Genomic DNA, 23801 nt, shown 5'->3' on the forward strand with positions numbered 1-23801 from the left:
TATGCTTCTTTTTGTCAGAAGAATGTTGCGCCCCTTGGTTCCGTTGCGTATCCGAAAGGCGCGCGCTGCAAGCGCGGTTCTGAAGCAGCGAAAACGGTTTGCTCATCTCAGTTCACAGGAGATATTCGATACCGTCTATAAGGCCCGTTATTGGGGCAGGGAGAACGACGAATCTGGGCTGTCATCAGGGTCAGGTAGCCGTGACCCTGATATCGTTGAGCCGTACGTGGAAGCCGTTAATCTGTTTCTGCGGAGGTTTCTTCCCAATCCGCTTCATGTAGTCGACATTGGCTGTGGAGATTTTTTTGTTGGAAGAAGACTGGTCCCCAATGCGGCCACCTATAGTGCGTGTGATGTTTCAAGACACGTGATTGATGAACTACAAAGGGACGGGCACCATGGAAATGTAAAGTTCTTTCATCTCGACGCCGCCAACGATGAATTGCCGAAGGGTAACGTGGTGATTATTCGACAAGTTATGCAGCATTTGAGCAATGAAGAGATATCGAAGATTATTCAAAAGTTATACTCATTTGACTATCTGATACTTGCGGAACATTTGCCGATCGGGCCATTTGTGCCGAATCTCGACAAACCCACTGGGCCAGACATTCGGCTCAGCCAGAAATCCGGAGTGGTGATTACCGAAGAACCTTTTAGATTTACACCTGCAGCGGAAGCCGTGATTTGCGAGACAAAGAATAAGTCGGCGGACGGTGGAATGATCAGGACTATTCTTTACCGTATTAAAAGTGAAGAATGATTAGCGAAAGGCACTGGATCTGTGATGTACGGCTGGTATATTCGGAATATTTCTTTCGCTCATGGTCTGTAGTTCGTTTTCGATGGGGCTAGGCCGCTTTCTCCGAGATGGCGGCTGGGTCATCTTTGGGCAGCTTGTATCAGCGCTTGGAGCTCTGGCTGCCATCCGTATAGTCACGGAACTGCTGAGTCCAGATGCCTTTGGGCGTCTCACGTTGCTCGTGGGGGTATCCGCCCTAGTACATAATCTGACTGCGGTTCCCACAATGCAATCTGTGATCCGGTTTTTTGCCGATTGTTCAAATCAGGGTGATATCGCGGCTCTTCGACGAGTAAGTGGGACTCTTATTGCTCGTAGTGTAATGTTTGGTGCATTTGGATTGGTCCTGTTATGGGCGATGATCGGTTCCAAATGGGGTGATGCTCCATATACAGGGGCCTTAGTCGCGTCGGCGCTCATTATTGATGCGGCCCGAAATTTTGAGTTTGGGCTATTTAACGCTGCGAGGCGACAGCGGGCTGCAGCATTGATTGTGGTCGCGGATGCTTGGTGTCGGCCCATTTTGGCGGTTATTTCAGTTTCGTTTTTTGGGGCGAGTGCTCAATCCGTTTTGGTTGGCTATATCGTCGCGTCAGCCCTAGTAGTGGCGACAATGCGCGCAACCATGAGTCTTGAGGGCCGAGCGGTTCAATCATCTGAATTAATACCCCCTAAAGCGGATGGCAAAATGGAAAGGCTCGCCCTCGCCATTCGACGATATTCAATGCCGCTCATTCCAGTCGCGATCTTCGGCTGGTTTAATGGAATGGGTGATCGCTATATAATTGGAGCTATGATTGGCCTCGAGCAGGCCGGTTTGTATGCGGCGGCCTACGGACTCGTAAGTCGCCCATTTCTAATGGTCGCGAGTACCGTGGAACTGATTTTCAGGCCGATCTTGCACAACGCGATTGCGGCCGACAACCGGAAGCGGATCAAGCAGGTAGAGCGCCTCTGGCTTGCTGCTGTTGGTGTATGCAGCGCAATCGGGGTGATTGGCTTTTATGAATTCAGCGACGTTATAGTTAGAATTATGTTCGCGGAATCGTATGGGCAGGCAAGGTATATAATGCCATGGATCGCAGCTGGATCTGCTTTATTTAATATTGCTACAGTATTAACGAGATTTTGTTACGCCTTTAATGACACGTGGAATGCATTTCTGGTTATCGGAATGGGCACCGCCATCACAATTTTGGTGCTTGTTCCTTTGGTATTTTACTATGGCCTGATCGGGGCGGCGGTCGCGAACCCGATTTACTTTGGCGCGCAAATCTTGCTGGCGCTGTTTTTTTCAAAGCGATCCGAAAAACACTTTCACCTGACTAAAGTCGTACAGGCGGTTCAAACGTAATGACTTCAATACGCATAGGAATAGTCGGCGCAGGTACAATCTCTGCTACTATGCACGTGCCCGTGTTAAGGGCAATTCCATCTATTGAGATCGCCTGGATCACTGACAACAATTCGAGGCGGTCGGAAGCGCTTGCGGCAGCCAATTCAATTCGCGCTGTTTCGGTGGGCGACGATCTTACACGTTTGCCGGACTGCGATGTTGCACTCCTAGCCATACCATTGTTGAGCCGCGGGAGCTACTTCGAGCATTTTGCAAATCTGAAGGTGTCGGTGATGGCCGAGAAGCCTCTTTCGATCGCATCAGATGAGCATAGGAGGATCGTTGGCCTTTTCGAGCCTTGGCAACTTGCTGTCGGATATCAGCGCCGCCAGTACGCCACGGCACGAGCGCTGAGGGGAATAATAGAAGCCAGACTCTTTGGAAGGCTTCGCGAGGTTCGCATGGCGGAAGGTGCCCGGACAACCCGGTCGGGGCCGTCTGGGGGATATCAGGACGAAAGTGTCGCTCGCGGGGGCGGGATTGTGAAAAATCTTGGATGTCACTCCCTTGACCTTGCATTGTGGCTCACAGGTGCCACCGAGTATTTGGTCATTGATCGAGAGGTCACGTGGGATGGAGATACGGATAGACGAGCTACATGCACGGTTCAGTTAACCCGCTCTGGTCCGAGTTCAGAATTGGATTGCCAACTGGTGTGGACCGTCAGCTGGCTCGATCATCAACCAAATACAATGGAGTTCGAGTTCGACAACGCAATTCTCTGTTGCAATGTGAAGCCAGACTCGAAAATTTCGCTAAAGTCAGCGTCGCTGTCCACTCCGATCGAGTTGGAGACCATTAATACCGGTGGTGCAGTGACAGCTACGCAAGCATTCTATCTTGAATGGATGGATTTTTTGAATTCGATGAGCCAACAGACAGAATCCTCTCAATCCGGCAGATCCACGATTTTGGTTGCCGACCTCATGGATGAGATCCTTGCGAGGGCTGGCTAGATGTTAGTAACTATTTTGGGGGCCAACGGCCAGGTTGGAAGCGAAGTTACAATGAGGTTGGCAAGGGTGCCGGGAATGTCCGTCCGGCCCGTGTGTAGGTCGAAGGGAGGCTCAGCTTTCCTAAGACACAAGGGAATATCTGTCGTCCACGCAGACGTTTCCCGTCCCGAAGAGGCTGCTGCTGTTCTCCGCGGCGCTGATGTGGTTGTCAACTTAGCATTGGCGCTCGGCCAATCGGCCGACGCACAAGAAAACAACAAAAAGATCATTGAGCAGAGTTTCGTTAGCTCTGCACCAAATGCAAAGGTGATTTTCTTCTCGACACTTGCTATCCACGGTGAATATGACGCGCGTGGCCGGCGGCTCAAGACGTACTACGGAAGGCTAAAACGGCAGAACGAAAAGGATGTCGAGTTGATGTCCAAGAACTTTCGAGCCAAAACAGCATTTATTCTAAGACTTGGTCACGTGATTGGAGATTACCAAAATCTGACTAGAATGATAAGAGAGGAGATATCTTCATCGGAGGTAAGGATAATTGATTTGAAGAGGCATTCTAACGTCGTGCACGTCGCCACGATCGTAGATGCGATTTGCAAAATTGCTACCGGCAGAGCCGGACCTCCGGGCCAATACGATTTAGTCAATGTTCCGCAATGGAGTTGGCAGGAGCTTTATGAGTACGAAGCACGTCGCATCGGCCAGCCGCTGAAGTTTCCAGAGCATCAAACTGGCTTCCGTGAGAATCGAAGGCGAACTCGCGGGATGAAAGCTGTCGCGGTGGATCTGATTCGTCGCACGGGTCTAAAGGAGCGAGCCCAGGCGCTTCGTGCCTATTTTCCAAACAAAATTGAAAGCGCAATGCAGGCGGAATATTTTGTGGCGCGAGCGAGAGATGAGATATTTTTGTTAAAGAAGAAGAATCCCGCGCCAAACTCTGCTCAGTTCTGGCCCTCGATGGTAGTAAAAGCTCTCCATGGACTTGAACCTACGCAGCAACTGCTCGAATCTGGACTCTGCGAACTCGACAAACTTGACGATGAAGTTCCATGGCCGGCCGACATTCAGTTGGCTGGCCTAAGCAGTGAGTCAAGATAGTATTTGAGAATGAGTTGGTACTCGGTATTGCAAGGATGCAGATTATGAATGGATCCGTCTTGGCAAGTAACAATGGGAACCTAGGGAATGAATAGCGGTCCCAAATTGTTAATGCGGGAGTCCGTCGGGAAAGCGATTCTGATGGCCCCCTATCTGAGGAGGTTGTTGTGGCGAGCCGGCAGATCACTTTATTGCCTCGCCCGGGGTGAGCAACGCCACGACGATATGCATATCGACGGTGAGATTCGCCTCCAGTCGCTGATGATAGGATTGAATAGAGACAATCCCGACTTTATTGCCTTTGACATCGGAGCAAATCAAGGCGACTGGACCGCTGCTCTGTTAAGTGAGGCTTCTGTGAAACTCGGCCCAAAGGGTCGTTTACGCGCATTCGCCTTCGAACCTGTTCCCTCAACACGTTCGCGCCTATCCAGTCGCCTGTCCGCGGGGGTGGCCTCCACACTCGTGATTGAGCCAATGGCAGTTTCTGATCGCCTGGGGCAAATGAAGATGGTGATCATGACGGAAAGCGGCGGCACAAATTCGCTCGTATTTGACAAAGATATGGAGCGTGCTGCGATTGGCAACGTCGATGTTTCGTTGGTGACACTCGACTCCTATTGCGCTGACAACGGTATCAAAGCTGTTGCCATTGTTAAATGTGACACGGAAGGCCACGACTTGGCGGTAATGCGAGGGAGCGAAGGGCTGTTGAAACACGGTTGTATTGATCTGTTTCAATTTGAATACAATTGGCGATGGATTGCCGCGCGCGCTTTTTTGAAGGACGTCTTCGAGCTGATTGAAGACAAACCTTACGCTTTAGGACGGGTAATGCCAGAGTCGGTCGAGTTATTTGAACGGTGGCATCCAGAACTCGAGCGGTACTATCAGTCGAACTTCGTGTTAATGCACACCAGAATCCTTGACCGCTTAAACCCACGTCGCGGCAAATTCGATAAAACAAACACCTATGCGTAACATGATCAGACCTTCATTCGGTGGGCTAGTCGGAGTTGCGTCGAGCTTGGTGAATTCAGCGTGATCCGCAAACGAATCATGGTTACGACCGGGATATTTTCTCCAGGGTCGACTAGCTACGGCTTGGCAGAGGGTTTTCGCCAAATGGGCTGGCTGGTGCAGGAGGTGGACATGCTCCATTATCTGCCAAAGGTTGTGAAAGGAAAACTAGGAAGGATCGGTAGACGCTTGGTTCTTTCTGGCGGCGACAGCGCATTCGTCCGAGACACCATTGAAAACTGCAGATTACTAAAACCAGATTTCGTCTTGATAGGGAAAGGTGCGCTATTCGACAGAGGGTCATTGAGAGAGATCAAGAAGCACTCTGAATTATTGGTAAACTACTATCCGGACTTTCACTTTAATCACCGCGGGCTCGACACAGAGTCGTTTGGAGAGTATGATTTATTTATTACGACAAAGACCTTTCATGTCGAATATCTAAAAGAACTCATCGGTGCTGAGAAAGTTCGATACGTCCCGCATGGGTATGTCCCAAGCGTACACCAGCCGGTGCTCGAGGCCCTTTCAGAAGGGGACTATGCGACCGACATTCTATATGTCGGCAACTGGTCCGCTTACAAACAGCGATGGCTCGAAGATCTCATAAAGTTGGACCCTAAATTGGACTTGACGATTGGGGGAAATCGCTGGTCCGAAAACATTGGTGGCAGTGTTCTGGTGCGAAAGCGGCTTTTGGGCGAACGGGCGGATCTAGCGTACGCGGCGGCGGTTCAAACTGCTCGCATCAATGTAGCTATACACTTCGGTCCTGGGCCCAATGGGTGGCAAGACAAAGTTTCAACACGAACGTTCGAAATCCCTGCATGTGGAGGCTTTATGCTTCACATTGACAATGATGAGGTACGGGAGTTTTTCGAGCCCGGACTGGAGATCGACGTCTTCTCCTGCGGCGAAGAGCTAAACGACAAAGTTAGGTTTTATTTAGGTCGTCCGGATCTACGGGCAAAGATGATTCAGCGAGCCTATGAAAGAGCCGTTCCACATTATAGTTATGTCGATCGTGCCAAGGCAATCTCAAATATATTAGAGCCCAGAACATGATCAGCAGTAAAGCGGCTTGGCAAAGCCAGTGAGCTTCAATACCAAGCTCCGCAAAGGCTCATCGTTCGGAGCCGTGGCAGAGGATGCACTTGCTAAAACACGCAGGCCATCTGAGATACTGGCGCTCATGGGACTTTCGGCTGCGTATCTCATGCCGTACCTTGCGGGTGCTACTGCGTTCTATCCATCTTTAAACTTCACAGGGCCGCTAGTTTTGACGCTAATATTGGCCTGGTCGAGCTATCGGATGGCTTCCGCGAGCCCAATTCTAGTGTGGTCCCCGGTGTTTTGGTACCGTGTAGCCTTTGCCGTATATTTTGGGCTCGGGTCGTTTATTCCATTGCTGGCAAATGACGTCACGAAAGCGAGAATATACTCCCTGCATTACTTCGACGACGCACTACATTTAAAAATTAACATTTTGTATACGATGGCTATCACGTCGTTCAGTTGCTTCTCCTATATGTTCCTGTCGCCCGGTATGCTTGGTAGTGGCGCAGCGGTGCGTTGGCCGTTGAGAAGCCGCTACAGAGGTGAAGGTGGAGTACTGCTATTTGCCTTGATTTTTCTTCTGGTAGGGGGCGCACTGAGATACTTCATTGTCCTCCCTTATTTCTTTAACGCTAACGACCAGCTTATACCGGGAGTTTATATAACTCTTTCTCGAGTGTTTTATGCTGGAATGTATATGCTCGTATACTATGTCGTGAAGAACAGATCATTATGGATATTTGCGGCCTTACCATTATTTGTTATTGATTTTGGGTTTTCGGTCGCCACATTTGCGAAGCAGGAGCTGCTCTTGCTGCTAATGTTCTCTTTTCTCGGCTATGTCGGTGATGGTGTTAAACTGTCCCGCGGCCTGGTTGCGGGGGCGGCCATGCTTTTCGCTTTCTTCTCGTTTCAACCCCTTGTCGAATTTGGGAGGGCGTCGATTGCGGGTACTTATGGGGAAATCAGTGGGGCCTCACTCAAGGAACGTGTGGCAATCATCCATGATTATATAAACGGGGCATCCGGACCTTCCGAGGCTGCGGAGTATCAATCAGGCCTGGTGAGATTTAGCTATGTCAATGTCGCTGCATTTGTCATCGACCAATATGATGCCGGAAAGCCTGGGAACACATTACGCGACGGACTCACGATCTTTGTACCTAGGGTCCTTTGGCCGGGAAAACCGGTCGTCAGTTTGGGCCGCGAGCTAAATTTTCTGGTGTATGGGCGCGACACATCCTCTTTGGGCATAGGTTCTGCGGCCGAGGCTTATTGGAACTTTGGCTGGCTAGGTCTGCCACCATTCATGGCGGCCGTGTCGCTGATACTGTCGATTATTACTCGCATATCCATGTTCATTATGGCGAAGAATGACTGGCTGTTTCTGCCGATCGTGCTCTTTGGCGTCAACATGGGTGTTCGGGTGGACGGCTTTGTGGTTCCCGATGTTCTCGGAGCGGGGTCTATCTTGCTTGTTATGTGGGTGGCACTGAGTTTTGGTAATTCGATGTACCGCAAACTGACTACAGTAGATGGTGCATCAACCGCCCCTAAATGATTCGACCACTCACCTGGAACATTGGCAAAGCGATTAGAACCGGTGGGTGCGTTTGATCCCAACGGCGGTTTATCAAAGGACTGAGGCCATAATAAAGATCACCCAGTTTATGAGGCACCCCCGCGCAGGGGCCTTTAGTATAGAGCGGCTCTTTGGGGATGTTCGGGAGAATCTGCCTAAAGACTGCCTGGTACGTGTCCATACATGTCGCAATGCGTCAAAAGGGGTGACAGCGCGCCTTAAGGACATCTGGTTCGCGCGACTGGAGCAGGGCGACGTTAATCACGTAACCGGAGACGTGCATTATCTGACGTTTCTTCTCAAGAAGCGGCGTACAATCTTAACAATTCACGATTTTGTCCTTTTGGAGCAGTTGAGTGGTTGCAGACGCTGGATTATCTGGCTACTTTGGTATTTTCTGCCGGCAAAGAAAAGTGCCAAGATTGTTGTTATTTCTAACAGTACAAAGAGGCAGCTGTTGGCCCATATCCGCTATCCGGAAGAAGATGTTCACGTCATATACAACAGTGTCTCCTCGGAATTTACACCGTCTGTAAAGCAGTTTAATGCGGAGTCACCTAGGATACTGCAGATTGGCACGAAGCCTAACAAAAACCTTTCTAGAGTCGCAGAAGCGATTTCAAACACGGAAGCGACGCTTGTTATTATTGGGCCGCTGACGAGATCACAACATGAAATGCTGAAAATGCTTCAGGTTAGATATGAAAACCACATCGGTATTTCACGAGATGAGCTTGTTAACCAGTATCGCCTCTGTGACCTTCTCGTGTTTGCGTCAACTTACGAGGGTTTTGGTTTGCCAATCGTCGAAGCTAATGCAGTGGGGCGGCCGGTGGTGACCAGCGATTGGTGGTCGATGCCGGAAGTGGCGGCAGATGCTGCCTGTCTCGTCGATCCTAGTGATGTGAAGTCAATACGAAACGGCATTGAACGGGTTATCGGCGACGCCGATTATAGGGAGAAATTGATACAACTGGGATTCGAAAACGCAAAGCGATTCGCCGCTAGCAGCATAGCCGAACTTTACGCCCAACTGTACCGGCAGGTCGCTAACGACGAAACGCGGCTGAAGCGGCCTGCTCGAAAATGAAAATTATCCAGATTTCACCGCTTGTCGAGGCCGAGGCCAACGGTCCATCGTACAGCGTACCGGCGCTCTGCGCCGCCCTCACAAGACTTGGCCACTCAGTGACCTTAATGACGGTCTCTAGCGCCCCGAGCGCACGGTCGTTCTCTTTTGAATATAGATCCTATCCGCAACTGGGAAGGTCTAACCAACTGTTGTGGTCACCCGGTCTAGCCCGGGCGTTGATATCAGATGGTTCACAGGCGGACATTATCCATAACCATAACATTTGGGGGTTCCCTCCCATTTACGCGGCGCAGGCGGCGAATCGAAATTCGAAGCCGTTGGTGGTTGCTCCGCGCGGAACCTTCAGCCCGATCGCACTTGAACGATCCCGATATAAGAAGAAAATATTTTGGACGGTTTTACAACGCAAATCCATAATGTCCGCCTCTTGCCTTCAGGCGACAAGTGAACAGGAGTTCGAAGACATTCGGAGCTTTGGACTCAGAACGCCTATAGCGCTGATTCCAAATGGGATCGATGTCCTCGAACGTCCCATACTTGGATCGCGAGAGGCAGTGCGGGCGCGCCGTGTGCTCTATTTGGGGCGTATCCATCCGATAAAAGGCTTAGAGAACCTGCTGATAGCCTGGGATTCTGTGTCGCGCAAACATCCAGCATGGGAACTTCGACTGGTCGGTCCTGACGAGCAGCGTCACAGGACGGTTTTAGAGGCGTTGGCAAAGAGACTGAGATTGCCACGCGTCACCTTCTGTGGACCCGTTTTTGGAGAGCACAAAACGCGAGAGTTTGCTGAGGCAGACCTCTGTATTTTGCCATCGTTTTCGGAGAATTTTGGGATGGTTGTCGCTGAGGCCCTTGCGCACGCCGTTCCAGTTATTACGACCACACGAACCCCTTGGTCTGGCCTAGTGGGGGAACAGGCGGGGTGGTGGATAGCACCAGAACCGTCAGCTATTGCTGCTGCACTTGATGATGCGTTTTCTAAACCAGCGGGTGATTTGGAATCGATGGGATGTCGCGGCGAGAAATGGATGCGACGCGATTTCTCTTGGGATGCAATTGGCCGCTCAATGGTTGAACTTTACCAATGGCTTCTGCTAGGTGATACAAAGCCATCCTTTGTGCGAACCGAATAGAATTGAAATTACTTATTTAACGTTAGGGACAGAAAATGCCAGCTGTGGTCTCGATGGGCGGAGCTGAAAGCAAAGGCACACAATGTGTTGGCGTTAGTGTGAAAGTTCGGCTGAGTGTGACTTGTGGATAGCCATTTTCTTAGAAAATTTGCGCGTTTCGTGTCGATATACGGGCTGAGAAGGACGATATTTAAGTCCGCTGCGCGGCTCAGAACGGGTTTGCGATTGCCTGTCCTTACCGAGCGGGAGAAAGATATTGGCGTTATAGGTTGCGGACAATTCGGCTTTGCCACAATCGGTTATTTTGTTAGTCGGGAATTTGGACGTAGGTTTGTGAGTTGTTACGACACGGACGCCGCCGCGATGGCGTCATTTGCGCGGGCTTTAGGTGTTACCGAATGTGCCAAAAGCGTCGACGCGATGCTAGAAGATCCTAAGGTGCGGTTTATCTATATTGCGTCCAATCATGCTTCTCATACCGAGTACGCGGCGAAAGCGTTAGCCAAAGGAAAGACAGTCTACGTCGAGAAACCAATCTCTGTCACTGAGTCCCAACTTATCGAACTACTCAAGGCGAAGCGCGAGCACGGAGGCAGCATTTTTGCCGGGTACAACCGCCCATTCGCATCTGCCACTAGGTTTTTACGATCCAAGATCGATATTGAAACTTCTGAAGGCATCTCTCTTCAGTGCTTTGTGTCCGGTCACAAATTGGCGGCCGGCCACTGGTATCGTGACGCGAAGGAAGGTACGCGTGTCAGCGGCAATATCGGCCATTGGCTTGATTTGTACATCCACATTGCAGCCTGGCGGGGAATTCCAGACAAGCTCGAAATATCGATAATGCCGGCAAGTAGCGGTGAACTTGATGACAACGTTGCGATACAAATTAGCTCCGATAGAGGCGATTTGGTTTCGATTTTTCTTTCATCAAGGTGTGAGCCATTTGAGGGGATCAACGAGACAATTAATATTCAGCATAACAATACGATTTGTAAAATTGACGACTTCCGCAGTGTAAAAATATGGAAAAATAGCAGTCTATTTCGAAAAAGAGTCTGGCCGAAGGACGCTGGACATCGGCTTGCAATATTGCAACCGCTCAAACCAGGCAATTTTATTCGGAACTGGGATGAGGTGGTTTTATCTACACTGCTGATAATTCATATTAGCGGTATGGTTCAACGTGGCGAACGGAATTCAATCTTTTCCTTGACAGATGAATTAACGCGCCTGCATGACAGAATCGAGATGAATTGAAACAGATTCTCCAATCCCTAAAGACGGGTTCAACCGAGGTCGCGGATGTTCCTTGCCCTGCTGCAGGTCGAGGTCAAGTGCTGATCCGCTCGTCTTATACGCTGATTTCGGCAGGTACCGAACGCGTCGCAGTAGACTTTGGCAAAGCAGGTCTCATCGGAAAGGCTCGTCAGCAGCCCGACCGGGTTCGTCAAGTACTAGACAAGATGCGCACCGATGGCCTCGTGCCGACATTGGATGCAGTATTCGGCAAGCTCGACCAGCCCCTCCCACTTGGCTATTGCAATGTTGGTACGGTGGTCGACACAGGCGTCGGGGTCGGCGCCTTTGCCCTGGGCGACCGCGTTGTTTCGAACGGAAGGCATGCGGAAGCTGTCGCCGTGCCGGTCAACCTATGCTCCAAAGTGCCGGATAATGTGTCGGACGAAGAGGCTGCCTTCACTGTGCTTGGCGCGATCGCGCTCCAAGGTATTCGGCTGATAAAGCCTACGCTTGGCGAGGCCGTTGTGGTAACCGGGCTGGGGCTGATTGGCCTAATGGCGGTGCAGTTGCTTCGTGCAAACGGCTGTCGGGTGCTCGGACTCGATTTCGATGCCGAGAAGCTTTCGCTCGCCGAGCACTTCGGGGCGGAGACGGTGAACCTCTCAGCAGGCATCGATCCAGTCGCCGCCGCGCTTGCGTTCTCACGCGGTCGTGGCGTTGACGCAGTTCTCATTACTGCGTCAACGAAGAGCAGCGAGCCCATCCACCAAGGTGCGTTGATGAGTCGCAAGCGGGGTCGTATCGTTCTGGTTGGCGTCACGGGACTCGAGCTATCTCGAGCTAACTTCTATGAGAAAGAGCTTTCATTTCAGGTTTCTTGTTCTTATGGACCCGGCCGCTATGATCCAACTTACGAGGAGAAGGGGCAGGACTATCCCGTCGGTTTCGTGCGCTGGACCGAGCAGAGAAATTTTGAGGCCGTGTTGGACATGCTCGCGGATGGCCGGATCGACGTCAAGCCGCTGATCTCTCATCGGTTCGAATTGAACCAAGCGGAGGAAGCCTACCGTCTGGTAGGGGGTGCCGGGCCGTCATTGGGCATTCTGCTCACATACCCAGGTTCACACAAAAGCCCATCTGCCGTCTTCATGAAGCGTTCGGTCACGCTCAGTCCGCCTGCCGAATTGTCAGGAAGAATCGCGCTTGGGTTCATCGGCTCAGGAAACTACGCCACTGGAGTGCTGATTCCGGCCTTCAAGGCGGCAGATTCGCGGTTAGTTAGCGTGGCATCGAACTCAGGAGTTAGTGGCCTGCATGCAGGCCGGAAATTTGGTTTCGAGAGCACAACGACGGACATTTCGGGACTGTTGGAAAATCCCTCTATCAACGCCGTCGTCATCGCGACACGACATGATAGCCATGCCGGCCTGGTTTGTCGGGCGCTCGACGCAAACAAACATGTTTTTGTCGAAAAACCATTGGCACTAACACTCGACGAGATGGCTGACATTGAGTTGGCGCGAAATCGGTCCTTAGAACGTGGTTTTTCTCCTATCATTATGGTCGGCTTTAACCGTCGCTTCGCACCGCACGTAGTTAAAATGAAGAGCTTGCTTGCCGGAGTTGCGCTGCCGAAGGCCTTCGTGATGACGGTCAACGCCGGAGAAATTCCGCCAGGTCATTGGACTTTAGATCGCGAGATAGGCGGTGGACGGGTACTAGGGGAGGCCTGCCATTTCGTCGATCTGCTTCGCTATTTGTCCGCGAGCCCCATCGTCGGTCAATCAGCAAATTACAGCAAGGCCGACGATGTTGTCTCGTTGCAACTGGCCTTTGAAGATCATTCGATCGGCACTATTCACTACCTGGCCAACGGCAGCAAATCGCTTCCGAAGGAGCGTCTTGAGGTATTCGCGGGCGGAAAGGTGCTTCAGCTCGACAATTTCCGCAACTTGAATGGTTATGGATGGCAAAAATTTTCACGCATGAGGTTGTGGCGCCAGGACAAAGGTCAGAAGGGTTGCGCTGCCGCTTTTGTTGAAGCTGTCAAGAAAGGGAAGGAGAGTCCGATTGACTGGAATCAACTCCTTGAAGTCAGCCGGATCACAATAGAACTCGCGGACCGGAAAGCCAGTCTATGAGCAAAGCTACAGACTGGATCGATCGACGCTTCTTCCCAACGTTTGGGAAGAATTGGGATGACAATTTGTTTAGAAACCGTATCTTCTCGCGTCTCTCGCCACAGTCGGTTGTGCTCGATCTCGGAGCCGGCGCGGGTATCGTCGCCTGTATGGATTTTCGTGGGCATGTGGCGCGCATATGTGGGGTCGACCTAGATCCGCGCGTGACTGAGAACCCCTACCTGGATGAAGGTCTGGTCACGGATGGGCGTGCCATCCCCTATCCGGATGAGACCTTTGACGTGGTGTTCAGTGACAATGTTCTCGAGCATCTGCCAGACCCGAACACGGTGTTTGCCGAAGTCTTTCGTGTGTTAAAGCCTGGCGGCCGGTACATGTTCAAGACTCCAAACAAAACTCACTATGTACCGCTGATTTCCAAGCTCACCCCACATCGGTTTCACAGTTTCGTCAACCGTAAGCGGGGACGCGCGTCGGAGGATACATTTCCAACTTACTATCGCGCCAATTCTCGGGCCGATGTCTGCAAGATCGCCTTGACGAACGGTTTTCTTGTAGAGTCGATCGAGCTGATCGAAGGTAGGCCGGAGTATCTACGCATGACCGCGGCCACTTACGCAGTGGGCCTAGTCTACGAGAGACTTGTGAATGCGTTCTCATTCCTCGAGAGTTTCCGCGTGCTGTTGATCGGCGTGCTGCGGAAGGAAAGCTAGCGAGCGGGTATGCGAACTGTTCTGATAGATATTATCGCTGGCGCGCGGCCTAACTTCATGAAAATTGCACCGATTATTCGCGCGCTGGACGGACGGAAGGTCGCGGGTGGATTACTACGATACCGGCTTGTCCATACGGGTCAGCATTATGACGCTCGCATGTCGGGCGATTTTTTCGAGCAACTCGGAATTCCGCATCCCGATGTCAACTTGGAAGTCGGCTCAGGCACACAGGCTGAGCAAACTGCCGCCATCATGATACGCTACGAACGCCTGCTTATCGAAGCTCGTGCCGATCTTTGCCTGGTAGTCGGCGACGTCACCTCCACCATGGCGTGCGCAATCACCGCCCAGAAGCTTGGTATTGCCGTCGCTCATGTCGAGGCGGGTATCCGATCCGGCGATTGGCGCATGCCCGAAGAGATCAACCGTATGGCGACCGATGCCGTCACTAACTGGTTCTTTACTACGAGTCAGACGGCCAATGACAATTTGCGTCGGGCCGGAATTGGCGAGGAACGAATCTTCTTCGTCGGAAACACCATGATCGACACGTTACTCCTCAACATGGAGAGGCTGCGGCCACCTGCCTTCTGGCAAGACCTGAGCTTAGAGCCGGGCGGCTATTTGGTGCTAACATTGCACAGGCCGTCCAACGTCGACGAGGAGGCACATTTCGGGCGGTTGCTGACGGCCGTCCGCGACGGAACGCACGGACTGCCGATTGTGTTTCCCGTGCATCCTCGCGCGAGAAAAGTACTGGAAGCGCTAGGGATCAACATTCAGGGTCTGCACTTCTGCGATCCGCAACCCTATTTGGAATTTAATTACCTTGTCCGACACGCCAAGGCCGTTATCACCGACTCGGGAGGGGTGACAGAGGAAACGACCGTGATGGGTGTCCCATGCATGACTCTACGCGACTCAACCGAGCGCCCCGAGACGGTGACTATAGGTACAAACGAAATTCTCGGTACTGATCCAGACGCGCTCCGAGCGGCTCTCGAACGACTATTTTCCGGCGGCTGGAAGAAAGGCAGAATCCCGGAAAAATGGGACGGCCACACCGGCGAACGTATTGTGATAGTCCTGGAAGGCCTGCTGCCCCGATGACGTCAGTTAGTCATCGAGCAGGCTTACTCTGGCACACGGTACGGCATCTGAAACCGGTCCAGATCGGTGGCCGGGTGTGGTTGCGACTCTACCGCCCTAGACTCGTCTGGAGGCCACCCCTAATGCGCCGGGAAGCGCAAGCCGAATGGGCGCAGCCGACAGCACGTTTACAGAGCCAATTCGGGCCGGACACCTTCCGCTTTATCGGACTCGACGGCAATCTGGATCAGGGTTGGGACGACGAGCGTTACGAAAAGTTATGGCGCTATAATCTTCATTATTTCGATGACCTCAACGCGGAGGCTGCAAGCCGAAGGATTGGTTGGCACGAGAAACTGATTGAACGCTGGATCCGGGACAACCCACCAGGACACGGCACCGGTTGGGAGCCCTATCCAACCTCACTCAGGATAGTGAACTGGATCAAATGGGCACTAGCAGACAACCGCCTATCGGAGCTAGCGATCGAAAGTCTTGCTATGCAGGCGCGGTGGCTCTCGAAGCGGCTCGAATTTCACCTTTTAGGCAACCATCTTCTCGCCAACGCCAAAGCCTTGATCTTTGCTGGAATGTTCTTTCGGGGCACCGAGGCCGACGCATGGTTTACCAAGGGCTGTAAGGTCCTGCGCAGCCAGATCTCCGAGCAGATACTGCCCGATGGCGGCCACTTCGAACTGAGCACAATGTATCATGCGCTCGTGCTAGAAGACATTCTTGATCTAATCAATCTAATTCAGACGTTTCCCCAAATCCGAAACACAGATTCGCAGATACTTATGGCTGTGTTACCTGAACGCGCACAAGCCATGCGGAAGTGGCTAGCAGTCATGTCGCATCCGGACGGCGGGATCGGATTTTTCAATGATGCGGCGTTTGGTATAGCGCCGTCTTTGGAAGACCTTAATGGTTACGCGGGTCGAATCGGGCTCGGCCGGCAGCAGCCGCCCTCTGGTACCGTTTCGCTTCCGGATAGCGGCTACATTCGTGTAGACTCTCGCCCTTGCGTCGCGCTCATCGACGTTGCTCGGATCGGGCCAGACTATCTGCCAGGCCATGCGCATGCCGACACGCTTTCATTCGAACTTTCGGTTCATGCCAAACGTCTACTGGTGAATTCCGGAACGTCCGTCTATGGAAGTGGTGTGGAACGGATTCGCCAACGCGGCACTGCTGCCCACAACACTGTCGTTGTCGCAGGAGAGAATTCGTCGGAGGTTTGGTCCGGTTTTCGTGTGGCCCGCAGGGCTTTTCCATTCGAACTGAAGTTGGAAGAGCGGTATGCCAGCACCATCGTAACGTGTTCACATGATGGGTATAAGAGGTTGCGCGGGCAGCCAGTTCATCAACGCACAATCGAATTTCGGTCGGCCAGCGCCATAATCTTCGACTCGGTGACGGGACCTCATCCAGCAGAGGCGCGATTCCATTTCCATCCCGAGTGGACAGTGGTCGCTGTTGATGACGGGACGCGTGGAACGGCACATCTGTCGCATGGAAAATTCGTAACGTGGCACGTCGTGCACGGAGAACCGAAACTAGAGGAAAGCTCGTATCATCCCGAGTTCGGCGCAACCATTGTTTCCACCTGCCTGAAGGTCAAACTCCTGTCGGGAAAAAGTGCGGTGCGTTTCACATGGTGAGCCTTTCGTGCGGAAACTGGGCTTAAGCTGAAAACGTCCATGCATATCCTTTTCCTGACTGACAACTTTCCTCCCGAGGTCAACGCGCCCGCCAGCCGTACATTCGAGCATTGTCGGGAGTGGGTCGCTGCCGGCCATAAAGTCACGGTCATTACGTGCGTGCCGAACTTTCCGAAAGGAAAGGTATTCGGCGGCTACCGAAACTGGCCTTGGCAAAGAGAAGAGATGTCTGGCATTTCCGTCATTAGGGTGTGGTCCTACATCACCGCCAATGAAGGATTCGCCCGTCGAGTCGTGGACTATTTGAGTTACATGGTCACGGCGATCATGGCAGCCCCATTCGTCCGTAATGTGGACCTTGTGATCGGAACCTCGCCGCAATTTTTCACCGCTTGTGCAGCATATTGCGTAAGTAGATTGAAGCGTATTCCCTTTGTTTTTGAATTACGTGACCTCTGGCCAGAATCGATCAAAGCCGTAGGGGCTATGAATCATTCGGATATATTAAGCTATCTGGAAACCTTGGAAATTTTTCTATATCGAAAGGCGGCACTAATTGTTTCGGTTACGAACTCCTTTCGTGAGAATCTAGGTGCACGCGGGATCGACGTCTCCAAGATTCGCGTAATAACTAACGGTGTCGATGCCAACAGCTTTAACCCGCGGTCAAAAGATTCAGAGTTAGTCGATCGTTACGGTCTCGAGGACAAGTTTGTTGCTGGCTATATCGGCACGCATGGTATGGCTCACGCACTAGATACCATTCTCGACGCCGCCGAGCTATTGCAAAGTACTGAGGACAGCCGAGATGTCCGTTTCCTTCTACTGGGTGATGGAGCAGGTAAGGCGGAGCTGATGGCTCAAGCGAAACAGAGAGACCTCAGCACGGTGATTTTCATTGATACTGTTCCTAAGCACGAGGTCGTTCGCTATTGGTCTCTGCTAGATGCGTCAATCATCCATTTGAAGAAGAGTGAGCTGTTTCGCTCGGTTATACCCTCGAAGCTCTTTGAATCTATGGGAATGGGCATCCCGGTGCTTCTTGGGGTTGAGGGCGAAGCGGCGGGTATTGTTCAGAGCGAGGATGTGGGGTTGGTCTTCGAGGCTCAAAGCGCTGAGGCTCTCTGTCACAGACTCAACGAATTGCGTAGAGATAACGATCTTCGGATGCGACTGAGTCAAAATGGACCAGTTGCCGCAAGAAACTATGATAGAAAAGCGTTGGCGATAGTTATGGCCAAGGCGTTGCAAGAAACTCTAGAGACGTCAAAACGGAGATGAATGTATTATGGAGACTCATGTTTACCGTTGTGTGTAGTCAAAGCGAAGCGGAAAGGTAACGCTTGAATAGAAGCGAGAAGCATCTCTGGGTGCGCATGAAGGTAGGTTCGCAGCTGTCAGTTATGGTAAATCAAACCAAAGAAAAAGAACCGAGAGATCGGTTAGACAGTCTTGATAGTTTGCGCGGGATTAGCGCGATCCTGGTGGTCCTTTTTCATGTTGGGTGGACTAGTTTTACGGGAGAGCTGTTGTTTATCAAAGGAGGTTGGGTATTTGTTGATTTGTTCTTTATCATATCAGGATTTGTTATTTCTTATACATATGTAGACAAAATAAAAAGTCATATAGACTTCCAGAAATTCATGACGCGGCGATTTTTTCGAATATACCCGCTTCATGTCTTTACGTTTATCGCCGCCTATTCGACGCTCGTTCTCGGAAATCTCGCTCGGGGCAGGGGGGTCAATGATGGAATTAGCGGGTCGGCTTTAGACGTAGTAGCTTCCCTCTTTCTCGTCCATGGGTTGGGGTTCTCGAACGCGGTTGTGAACGTGCCCAGCTGGAGTATAAGTACGGAATTTGCCGTGTACCTACTTTTTGCGCTAGTGGTCTTAGCTTTAACAAAAAGATTAACAGTCGCGTTTTTGGTGCTGTCGGGCATATTGTCGTTGGTGGCGCTTTGTTTTCTGAACTACCCTCGTGGCATTTTTACTGCCATGCAGTTTGGGTTACTGCGCTGTTTGTCAGGTTTCTCCCTGGGCGTGCTTGTCTTTTGGCTGAGGTCTAAGTCAGATTTTCGCCTAAGCGGGTTGGCTTCCATCGGTTGCTACGCTTCATCCGTAATGATTATACAGATAATACTTCTTAAGTTCGGCTCAGAAAGTACATGGAACGCCGTATCATTGATGCCATTCGCGGTATTAATTTATGTGTCATCGATCGACGAGTCCTCCCCCGTAAAATATATTCTTGAGTCACGGCCGTTGCGTTTCATAGGAGAGCGGTCCTATTCCATATATATGCTTCATACCACCATACTAATGATATTCAGTTTTTTGGTAACTCTTTTTTTGCCCCAGATAAAATCAGTTGGTGTAGAGACTCCTTACCAACATCTACTCCTTGGCGAAGTTGTAAATGTTGCGTTTCTTGTGGTGCTCATCATCTTGTCAGACATAACGTACCGACATATTGAGCTGCCATGGAGGGACTACGGCAGGCGGGCTAGCGAGCGCCTGTGGGTTGGCAGGGTAATAGTTTGACTAATTGGCCCACTAGTGGAAGCGCGATGTTTGACAGGCCGACATATGGTCTCCTCGAGCCCCGAGCTTTTTCGTCGGGTTGCGCAGCCAGGGTGGTTTCATGGCGCAGAAGACTGAACCACATTGACAATTGCCTTAATCTGGCTTTTGACCGGCGCTCAGGCGCTCTCCGGAGGCAGTGGCAATTTTCTGGGACGGCGGAGAGTAGGGTTGGCTAGCCTCCCCGTTCCTGAGACCGCTGGCGGCCACAAGGATTTGGGCGCTGCCGACGGAACCTTGACTTGCCTTAGGTCTAAACGCCTCAGGGCGATAGGCATCGCTTCTGTGGCTTGGTCGCATGGTGCCAAGCCGGTGTGTTTGACTGACCCCTAACTTTGATAGAAAAGGATGTATCGTTGATGAACGGCTACTTCGAGACGCGGGTCGGAAGCGATCTTGCCGAGAAAATAGAATCACGCAGAGCCGTCGTAGGTATAATCGGTCTTGGTTACGTTGGACTGCCGCTGGCTGCAGCATGCGTTAGAGGAGGATTTCGAACGCGTGGTTTCGACGTAGACGCCGGCAAGATTAGCATATTGAATGGAGGGAGTTCATATATCGACGCAGTTGGTTCTGAAGAGATTGCTCGTTATGTTTTGTCGGGGCGATTCAATGCGACGTCCGAGTTTGCGGAGTTATCGGAATGCGATGTGATCATCATCTGTGTTCCGACGCCACTTTCGCGACATCGCGAACCAGATCTACATTACATCGAGATCACAACAGAATGCATCGCAAGGGCCATTCGGGAAGGGCAGCTAATAGTATTGGAATCTACGACTTACCCAGGAACAACCGATGAGGTAGTCAAGCCGATACTTGAGAAGACCGGCTTAAAGAGTGGCTCCCACTTCTTCTTAGGGTTTTCGCCAGAACGTGAGGACCCAGGCAATACATCCTTCAAAACAGCAACGATCCCAAAGATAGTTGCAGGTGATGGACCGGCAGCCTCCTTCCTCGTTGAGACGTTCTACGCGGCAGTCGTCGATAAAGTGGTTGTAGTGTCTTCGCCCAAGGTATCCGAGGCGGTAAAGATAACAGAGAACGTTTTTCGTGCCGTTAATATCGCATTGGTGAACGAGTTAAAGGTAATCTACGAAGCCATGGGCATTGATGTATGGGAGGTAATTGACGCTGCTGCGACAAAGCCATTCGGCTATATGCCTTTTTATCCTGGTCCCGGGCTTGGCGGGCACTGCATACCGATAGACCCGTTTTACCTCACTTGGAAATCCCGCGAATATGGACTTTCCACTAGGTTTATTGAACTGGCAGGTGAGATTAACGTTTCAATGCCCCGTTACGTCATAGGCAGGCTTGAAGGTGCGCTCGACCGTTTCGCAAATCTCTCACTCGGTTCGGCTCGCATCCTTATGTTAGGACTGGCCTACAAGAAGAATGTCTCTGATATCCGGGAGAGCCCGTCGTTAGAGTTGATGGAGCTTTTGGAACGACGTCAGTCAAAGGTTGACTACCATGATCCGTTGGTGCCGATCATTCCGCCCACGCGGGAGCATTCACGATTTGCCGGAAGAAAGTCGGTCGATCTTACTGCGGCTACGTGCGAAGCGTACGATGCCATCGTTGTAGCCACTGACCACGATTCAATCGACTATCAGCTGATTTCAAAAAATTCCAAAATCATAATCGACACTCGAAACGTGTTTGCCAGAAAGGGGATTCTTGGAGGAAACATCGTTAAGTCTTAGTCGAGTGCTCTTCTAAAGTGGGATCGTGAGCAAGACATGAAAGTCGAACTTCCGGAAGAAGCGTCGGGGAGCACACGTATTTTCGGACTGGATAGTATCCGATTCGTTTGCGCAGTGATTGTAGTCTTCGGACATTTTGGGGTTTTCCCCGACAATGCTTTTGGAGATTCGCCGAGTTTGGCAGTAAAATATCTGCGTTCGATCACCAGCCTGCTATTCAACGGTCCTGCGGCGGTGATTGTCTTCTTCGTATTGAGTGGCTTCTGCATTAATTTGCCACAGACTTTGCGTAGAGCACACACCCTTGATGTGTGGCAATTTTACGCTCGGCGATTTATCAGAATTCTGATCCCGGCGGCACTCGCCACATGTTTATATTTAGTTTTCAGTGTCGATACCTCTTATCCAAATTACAGCGTGTTGTGGAGCGTAATCTGTGAGGCGGTGTATTATCTATTGTATCCAGCGCTTTTATTTGTGTCATCTAGAATCGGGTGGTCACTTCTGGTCGTATTCACAACGTTGGTAGTGTTCATAGTAGCTCTTGCAAACGGCGCTCCTCTTTTGGCGTCTGGGAATGCGTATACAGCTCTCGGTTTGTGGACTTGGCTGGTAGGGCTGCCATGTTGGACGCTCGGTTGCTGGTTGGCAGAGAATCGATCGCGATTTCCACTAGTGGGGTGGCGCAGTATTTGGTTGATGCGGGGTAGTTTATTCGCGTTGACGGTCATCCTTCGGATAGTAAAGTTCCATGCGCATGGCGTTTTGGCTAGTAATATTGTCACATTGAATATTCTTGCGTTCGTTGTAGTTGTGTGGATCGGACTAGAAGTTCGCTACCTTCGAGCTCAACCACCGCCCCGGTGGCTTGAGTGGGCGGGAAAGTGGAGTTATTCTCTTTACCTTATTCATCCATTGGCAGTGTCAATTGCTATTGCGTCAGTGAATACCAGCCTGTGGCTTCACTGGGTAACAGTTATCTTGGGGTTTATGTTAGCATTGGTATTCTATTATCTTGTAGAACGCCCTTCGCATTTTTTGGCTCAAAGCTTCGGTCGCGGGAAGCAGTACGGCGTGCCGGCACAGCTGGCCTTAAGGCAATAGGCACCTTAATGCGGCTCAGTGCGTAATCGGTGAGCGACTCGAGTCCGATCCACTGCACCATTTGTTACCGGTCGATATCGACCTGATCTCGGGCATAGATCGCTTCCTGGCGGTAGAGGCGCAGGCCATCGACGTATTTCGACACTGCGATCTGCGACAGCAGCGCTTCGGTCGGAATGCCGCTTTCGATGATCGGGGCGGGTGCGGCTGCCTGGATGACGCCGTCCCAGCCCTTATAGGCATATTGGGGCCCTTGGCCGTGTTGTCGAAGCGGCGGCTCTCGCCGCTTGGGAAGCGATAGGCGTCCAGCGCCTCTTTCGAGATGTCGACGCCAATGGTAATGTCTGTCATCTTTTGCCGTGCCTCTGCTTGTCATGCGCAGCTCAAACTGCGTGTATCCGTTCAGGCCTTCGGGAAAAGACGAGGGTGATCAAACTTTAGCTCGGCCCTCAAATGGCCAGCGCGTCGACGATCCATCCCTCGCCGCTGACGAGAGAGCTGCTACTCTCTCCCAGCGGTTCATTCTCGCCTCTTCGCAATGAATGTCATAAGACAAGCGCGTCGCATGAGGCCGGTCGAACGCGACGCGCTTGAGCCTGACCCGCCTTGGCTATGCTGCTCTCGGAATTGCGGTCGCCCCCACCGCAGCGGAGCGGATGATGGTATGGTTTTCCGACAGTATTCTACCGGTTGGCCGATGCATCGTAAGCGCTGTTGTGGGACCACCTTTCGGGAGTGGCCGCGATCTGTGAGGTTGCCGATCCTGTATTGGGATCGGAGATCGGCTTGTGTCTGGACTTGACCTTACGCTTGACCCGGAGCGGCAGCCTCGGCGTTTCGAGGTGATCAACGGTGCCGGCGGTCGGCGTCATTGGTCGGTGGATGACAAGGCGCGGATCATCGCGGAGACGCTGGAGCCGAACGCAGTCGTTTCCGAGGTCGCCCGCCGGTATGGCCTCAGGCCGCAGCAGGTCTTCGCCTGGCGCCGCGAAGCGCGCAAACAGGCCGCTTCGGTGCAGCAAAATTCTCCTGCCTTCGTGCCGGCGGTTGTGGCGGCGGCGGAGCCTGTAGCCAGCCGTTCACCGAAGCAGCAGAAACGGCAAGCCACTCGAGACGCCGGAGTGATCGAGCTTGAGATCGACGGCGTTGCGATGCGCGTCGGCCGGGGCGCCGATGCCAAGACGGTGGCCGCAGTGATCCGCGCGCTGAAGGCGACGTCGTGATCGGGCCGACGGGTGCGGTCAAGGTCATGGTGGCGACGAAGCCGGTCGACTTCCGCAAGGGTGCGGAGGGATTGGCTGCGCTGGTGCGAGAGACGATGGGAGCCGATCCGTTCTTATGTGTCGGGCGAGATTATGTGGCGGAGCCGCGCTGACGTCCGTCAGGGCCGGCCAAAACCAGCTTGCCTCCGCCACATA

Annotated in this window: 19 protein-coding genes and 2 pseudogenes; 20 read left to right on the forward strand and 1 reads right to left on the reverse strand. The window is 52.0% G+C overall.

Annotated elements, in window-relative coordinates; translation table 11 throughout:
- Nucleotide 1 precedes the first annotated feature (1 nt).
- The 18 genes from NKH43_RS26490 to NKH43_RS26575 all read left to right on the forward strand — a co-directional run bounded on the left by NKH43_RS26490 (nucleotide 2) and on the right by NKH43_RS26575 (nucleotide 22383).
- Nucleotides 2–763: a class I SAM-dependent methyltransferase gene (locus NKH43_RS26490; RefSeq protein WP_352860646.1), complete on the forward strand. Its 762-nt coding sequence runs from the start codon at nucleotides 2–4 to the stop codon at nucleotides 761–763.
- Between the two features lie 82 nt (nucleotides 764–845).
- Complete coding sequence (locus NKH43_RS26495) at nucleotides 846–2156, forward strand: lipopolysaccharide biosynthesis protein (protein ID WP_352860648.1); 1311 nt, start codon at nucleotides 846–848, stop codon at nucleotides 2154–2156.
- Nucleotides 2156–3154 (forward strand): Gfo/Idh/MocA family protein, encoded by a 999-nt coding sequence (locus NKH43_RS26500; RefSeq protein WP_352860650.1) that lies wholly within the window; start codon nucleotides 2156–2158, stop codon nucleotides 3152–3154. Before NKH43_RS26495 ends, NKH43_RS26500 begins: the two co-directional genes overlap by 1 nt.
- Nucleotides 3155–4252 (forward strand): NAD-dependent epimerase/dehydratase family protein, encoded by a 1098-nt coding sequence (locus NKH43_RS26505; RefSeq protein WP_352860652.1) that lies wholly within the window; start codon nucleotides 3155–3157, stop codon nucleotides 4250–4252. It begins immediately after the preceding gene.
- Between the two features lie 87 nt (nucleotides 4253–4339).
- Nucleotides 4340–5233 (forward strand): FkbM family methyltransferase, encoded by an 894-nt coding sequence (locus NKH43_RS26510; RefSeq protein ID WP_352860654.1) that lies wholly within the window; start codon nucleotides 4340–4342, stop codon nucleotides 5231–5233.
- A gap of 60 nt (nucleotides 5234–5293) precedes the next feature.
- Nucleotides 5294–6337 (forward strand): CgeB family protein, encoded by a 1044-nt coding sequence (locus NKH43_RS26515; RefSeq protein ID WP_352860656.1) that lies wholly within the window; start codon nucleotides 5294–5296, stop codon nucleotides 6335–6337.
- 28 nt (nucleotides 6338–6365) lie between these two features.
- On the forward strand, nucleotides 6366–7889 hold the full coding sequence (locus NKH43_RS26520; RefSeq protein WP_352860658.1) for a hypothetical protein: 1524 nt from the start codon (nucleotides 6366–6368) through the stop codon (nucleotides 7887–7889).
- 109 nt (nucleotides 7890–7998) lie between these two features.
- Nucleotides 7999–9000, forward strand: a complete 1002-nt coding sequence (locus tag NKH43_RS26525) for a glycosyltransferase family 4 protein (protein WP_352860685.1) — start codon at nucleotides 7999–8001, stop codon at nucleotides 8998–9000.
- The gene (locus NKH43_RS26530; RefSeq protein WP_352860660.1) at nucleotides 8997–10139 is read left to right on the forward strand and encodes a glycosyltransferase; all 1143 of its coding nucleotides are present in this window, start codon (nucleotides 8997–8999) and stop codon (nucleotides 10137–10139) included. Before NKH43_RS26525 ends, NKH43_RS26530 begins: the two co-directional genes overlap by 4 nt.
- Nucleotides 10140–10364: 225 nt before the next feature.
- On the forward strand, nucleotides 10365–11399 hold the full coding sequence (locus NKH43_RS26535) for a Gfo/Idh/MocA family protein (RefSeq protein ID WP_352860661.1): 1035 nt from the start codon (nucleotides 10365–10367) through the stop codon (nucleotides 11397–11399).
- Complete coding sequence (locus tag NKH43_RS26540; RefSeq protein WP_352860663.1) at nucleotides 11396–13522, forward strand: bi-domain-containing oxidoreductase; 2127 nt, start codon at nucleotides 11396–11398, stop codon at nucleotides 13520–13522. Before NKH43_RS26535 ends, NKH43_RS26540 begins: the two co-directional genes overlap by 4 nt.
- A complete protein-coding gene (locus NKH43_RS26545; protein WP_352860665.1) occupies nucleotides 13519–14235 on the forward strand; it encodes a class I SAM-dependent methyltransferase in 717 nt (238 codons plus the stop codon). The genes NKH43_RS26540 and NKH43_RS26545 overlap by 4 nt, the downstream gene beginning before the upstream one ends.
- A gap of 9 nt (nucleotides 14236–14244) precedes the next feature.
- The gene (wecB, locus tag NKH43_RS26550; RefSeq protein WP_352860667.1) at nucleotides 14245–15348 is read left to right on the forward strand and encodes a non-hydrolyzing UDP-N-acetylglucosamine 2-epimerase; all 1104 of its coding nucleotides are present in this window, start codon (nucleotides 14245–14247) and stop codon (nucleotides 15346–15348) included.
- A 122-nt stretch (nucleotides 15349–15470) separates the two neighbouring features.
- Nucleotides 15471–16988, forward strand: a complete 1518-nt coding sequence (locus tag NKH43_RS26555) for a heparinase II/III family protein (protein WP_352860668.1) — start codon at nucleotides 15471–15473, stop codon at nucleotides 16986–16988.
- A 39-nt stretch (nucleotides 16989–17027) separates the two neighbouring features.
- A complete protein-coding gene (locus NKH43_RS26560; protein ID WP_352860669.1) occupies nucleotides 17028–18269 on the forward strand; it encodes a glycosyltransferase family 4 protein in 1242 nt (413 codons plus the stop codon).
- Between the two features lie 62 nt (nucleotides 18270–18331).
- Nucleotides 18332–19531, forward strand: coding sequence for an acyltransferase family protein (locus NKH43_RS26565; RefSeq protein ID WP_352860671.1), 1200 nt, complete (start codon nucleotides 18332–18334; stop codon nucleotides 19529–19531).
- A 398-nt stretch (nucleotides 19532–19929) separates the two neighbouring features.
- Nucleotides 19930–21279, forward strand: a complete 1350-nt coding sequence (locus NKH43_RS26570) for a nucleotide sugar dehydrogenase (protein WP_352860673.1) — start codon at nucleotides 19930–19932, stop codon at nucleotides 21277–21279.
- A gap of 36 nt (nucleotides 21280–21315) precedes the next feature.
- Nucleotides 21316–22383, forward strand: coding sequence for an acyltransferase family protein (locus NKH43_RS26575; protein WP_352860675.1), 1068 nt, complete (start codon nucleotides 21316–21318; stop codon nucleotides 22381–22383).
- Nucleotides 22384–22387: 4 nt separating this feature from the next.
- Here NKH43_RS26575 and NKH43_RS26580 read toward each other — a convergent pair.
- Nucleotides 22388–22633, reverse strand: a pseudogene (locus NKH43_RS26580) (IS66 family transposase); the annotation flags it as partial.
- A 538-nt stretch (nucleotides 22634–23171) separates the two neighbouring features.
- Here NKH43_RS26580 and tnpA point away from each other — a divergent pair.
- Together tnpA and tnpB are read left to right on the forward strand one after the other, a co-directional pair.
- Nucleotides 23172–23606 carry an IS66-like element accessory protein TnpA gene (gene tnpA, locus NKH43_RS26585; RefSeq protein WP_352750853.1) on the forward strand — a complete coding sequence of 145 codons (435 nt, stop codon included), beginning with the start codon at nucleotides 23172–23174 and terminating at the stop codon, nucleotides 23604–23606.
- Nucleotides 23603–23719 (forward strand): annotated as a pseudogene (gene tnpB, locus NKH43_RS26590) (IS66 family insertion sequence element accessory protein TnpB); the annotation flags it as partial. The gene tnpA and the pseudogene tnpB, both read left to right, overlap by 4 nt.
- Between the last annotated feature and the right edge of the window lie 82 nt (nucleotides 23720–23801).

Source organism: Mesorhizobium sp. M1163 (assembly GCF_040318415.1).
GTDB lineage: Bacteria > Pseudomonadota > Alphaproteobacteria > Rhizobiales > Rhizobiaceae > Mesorhizobium.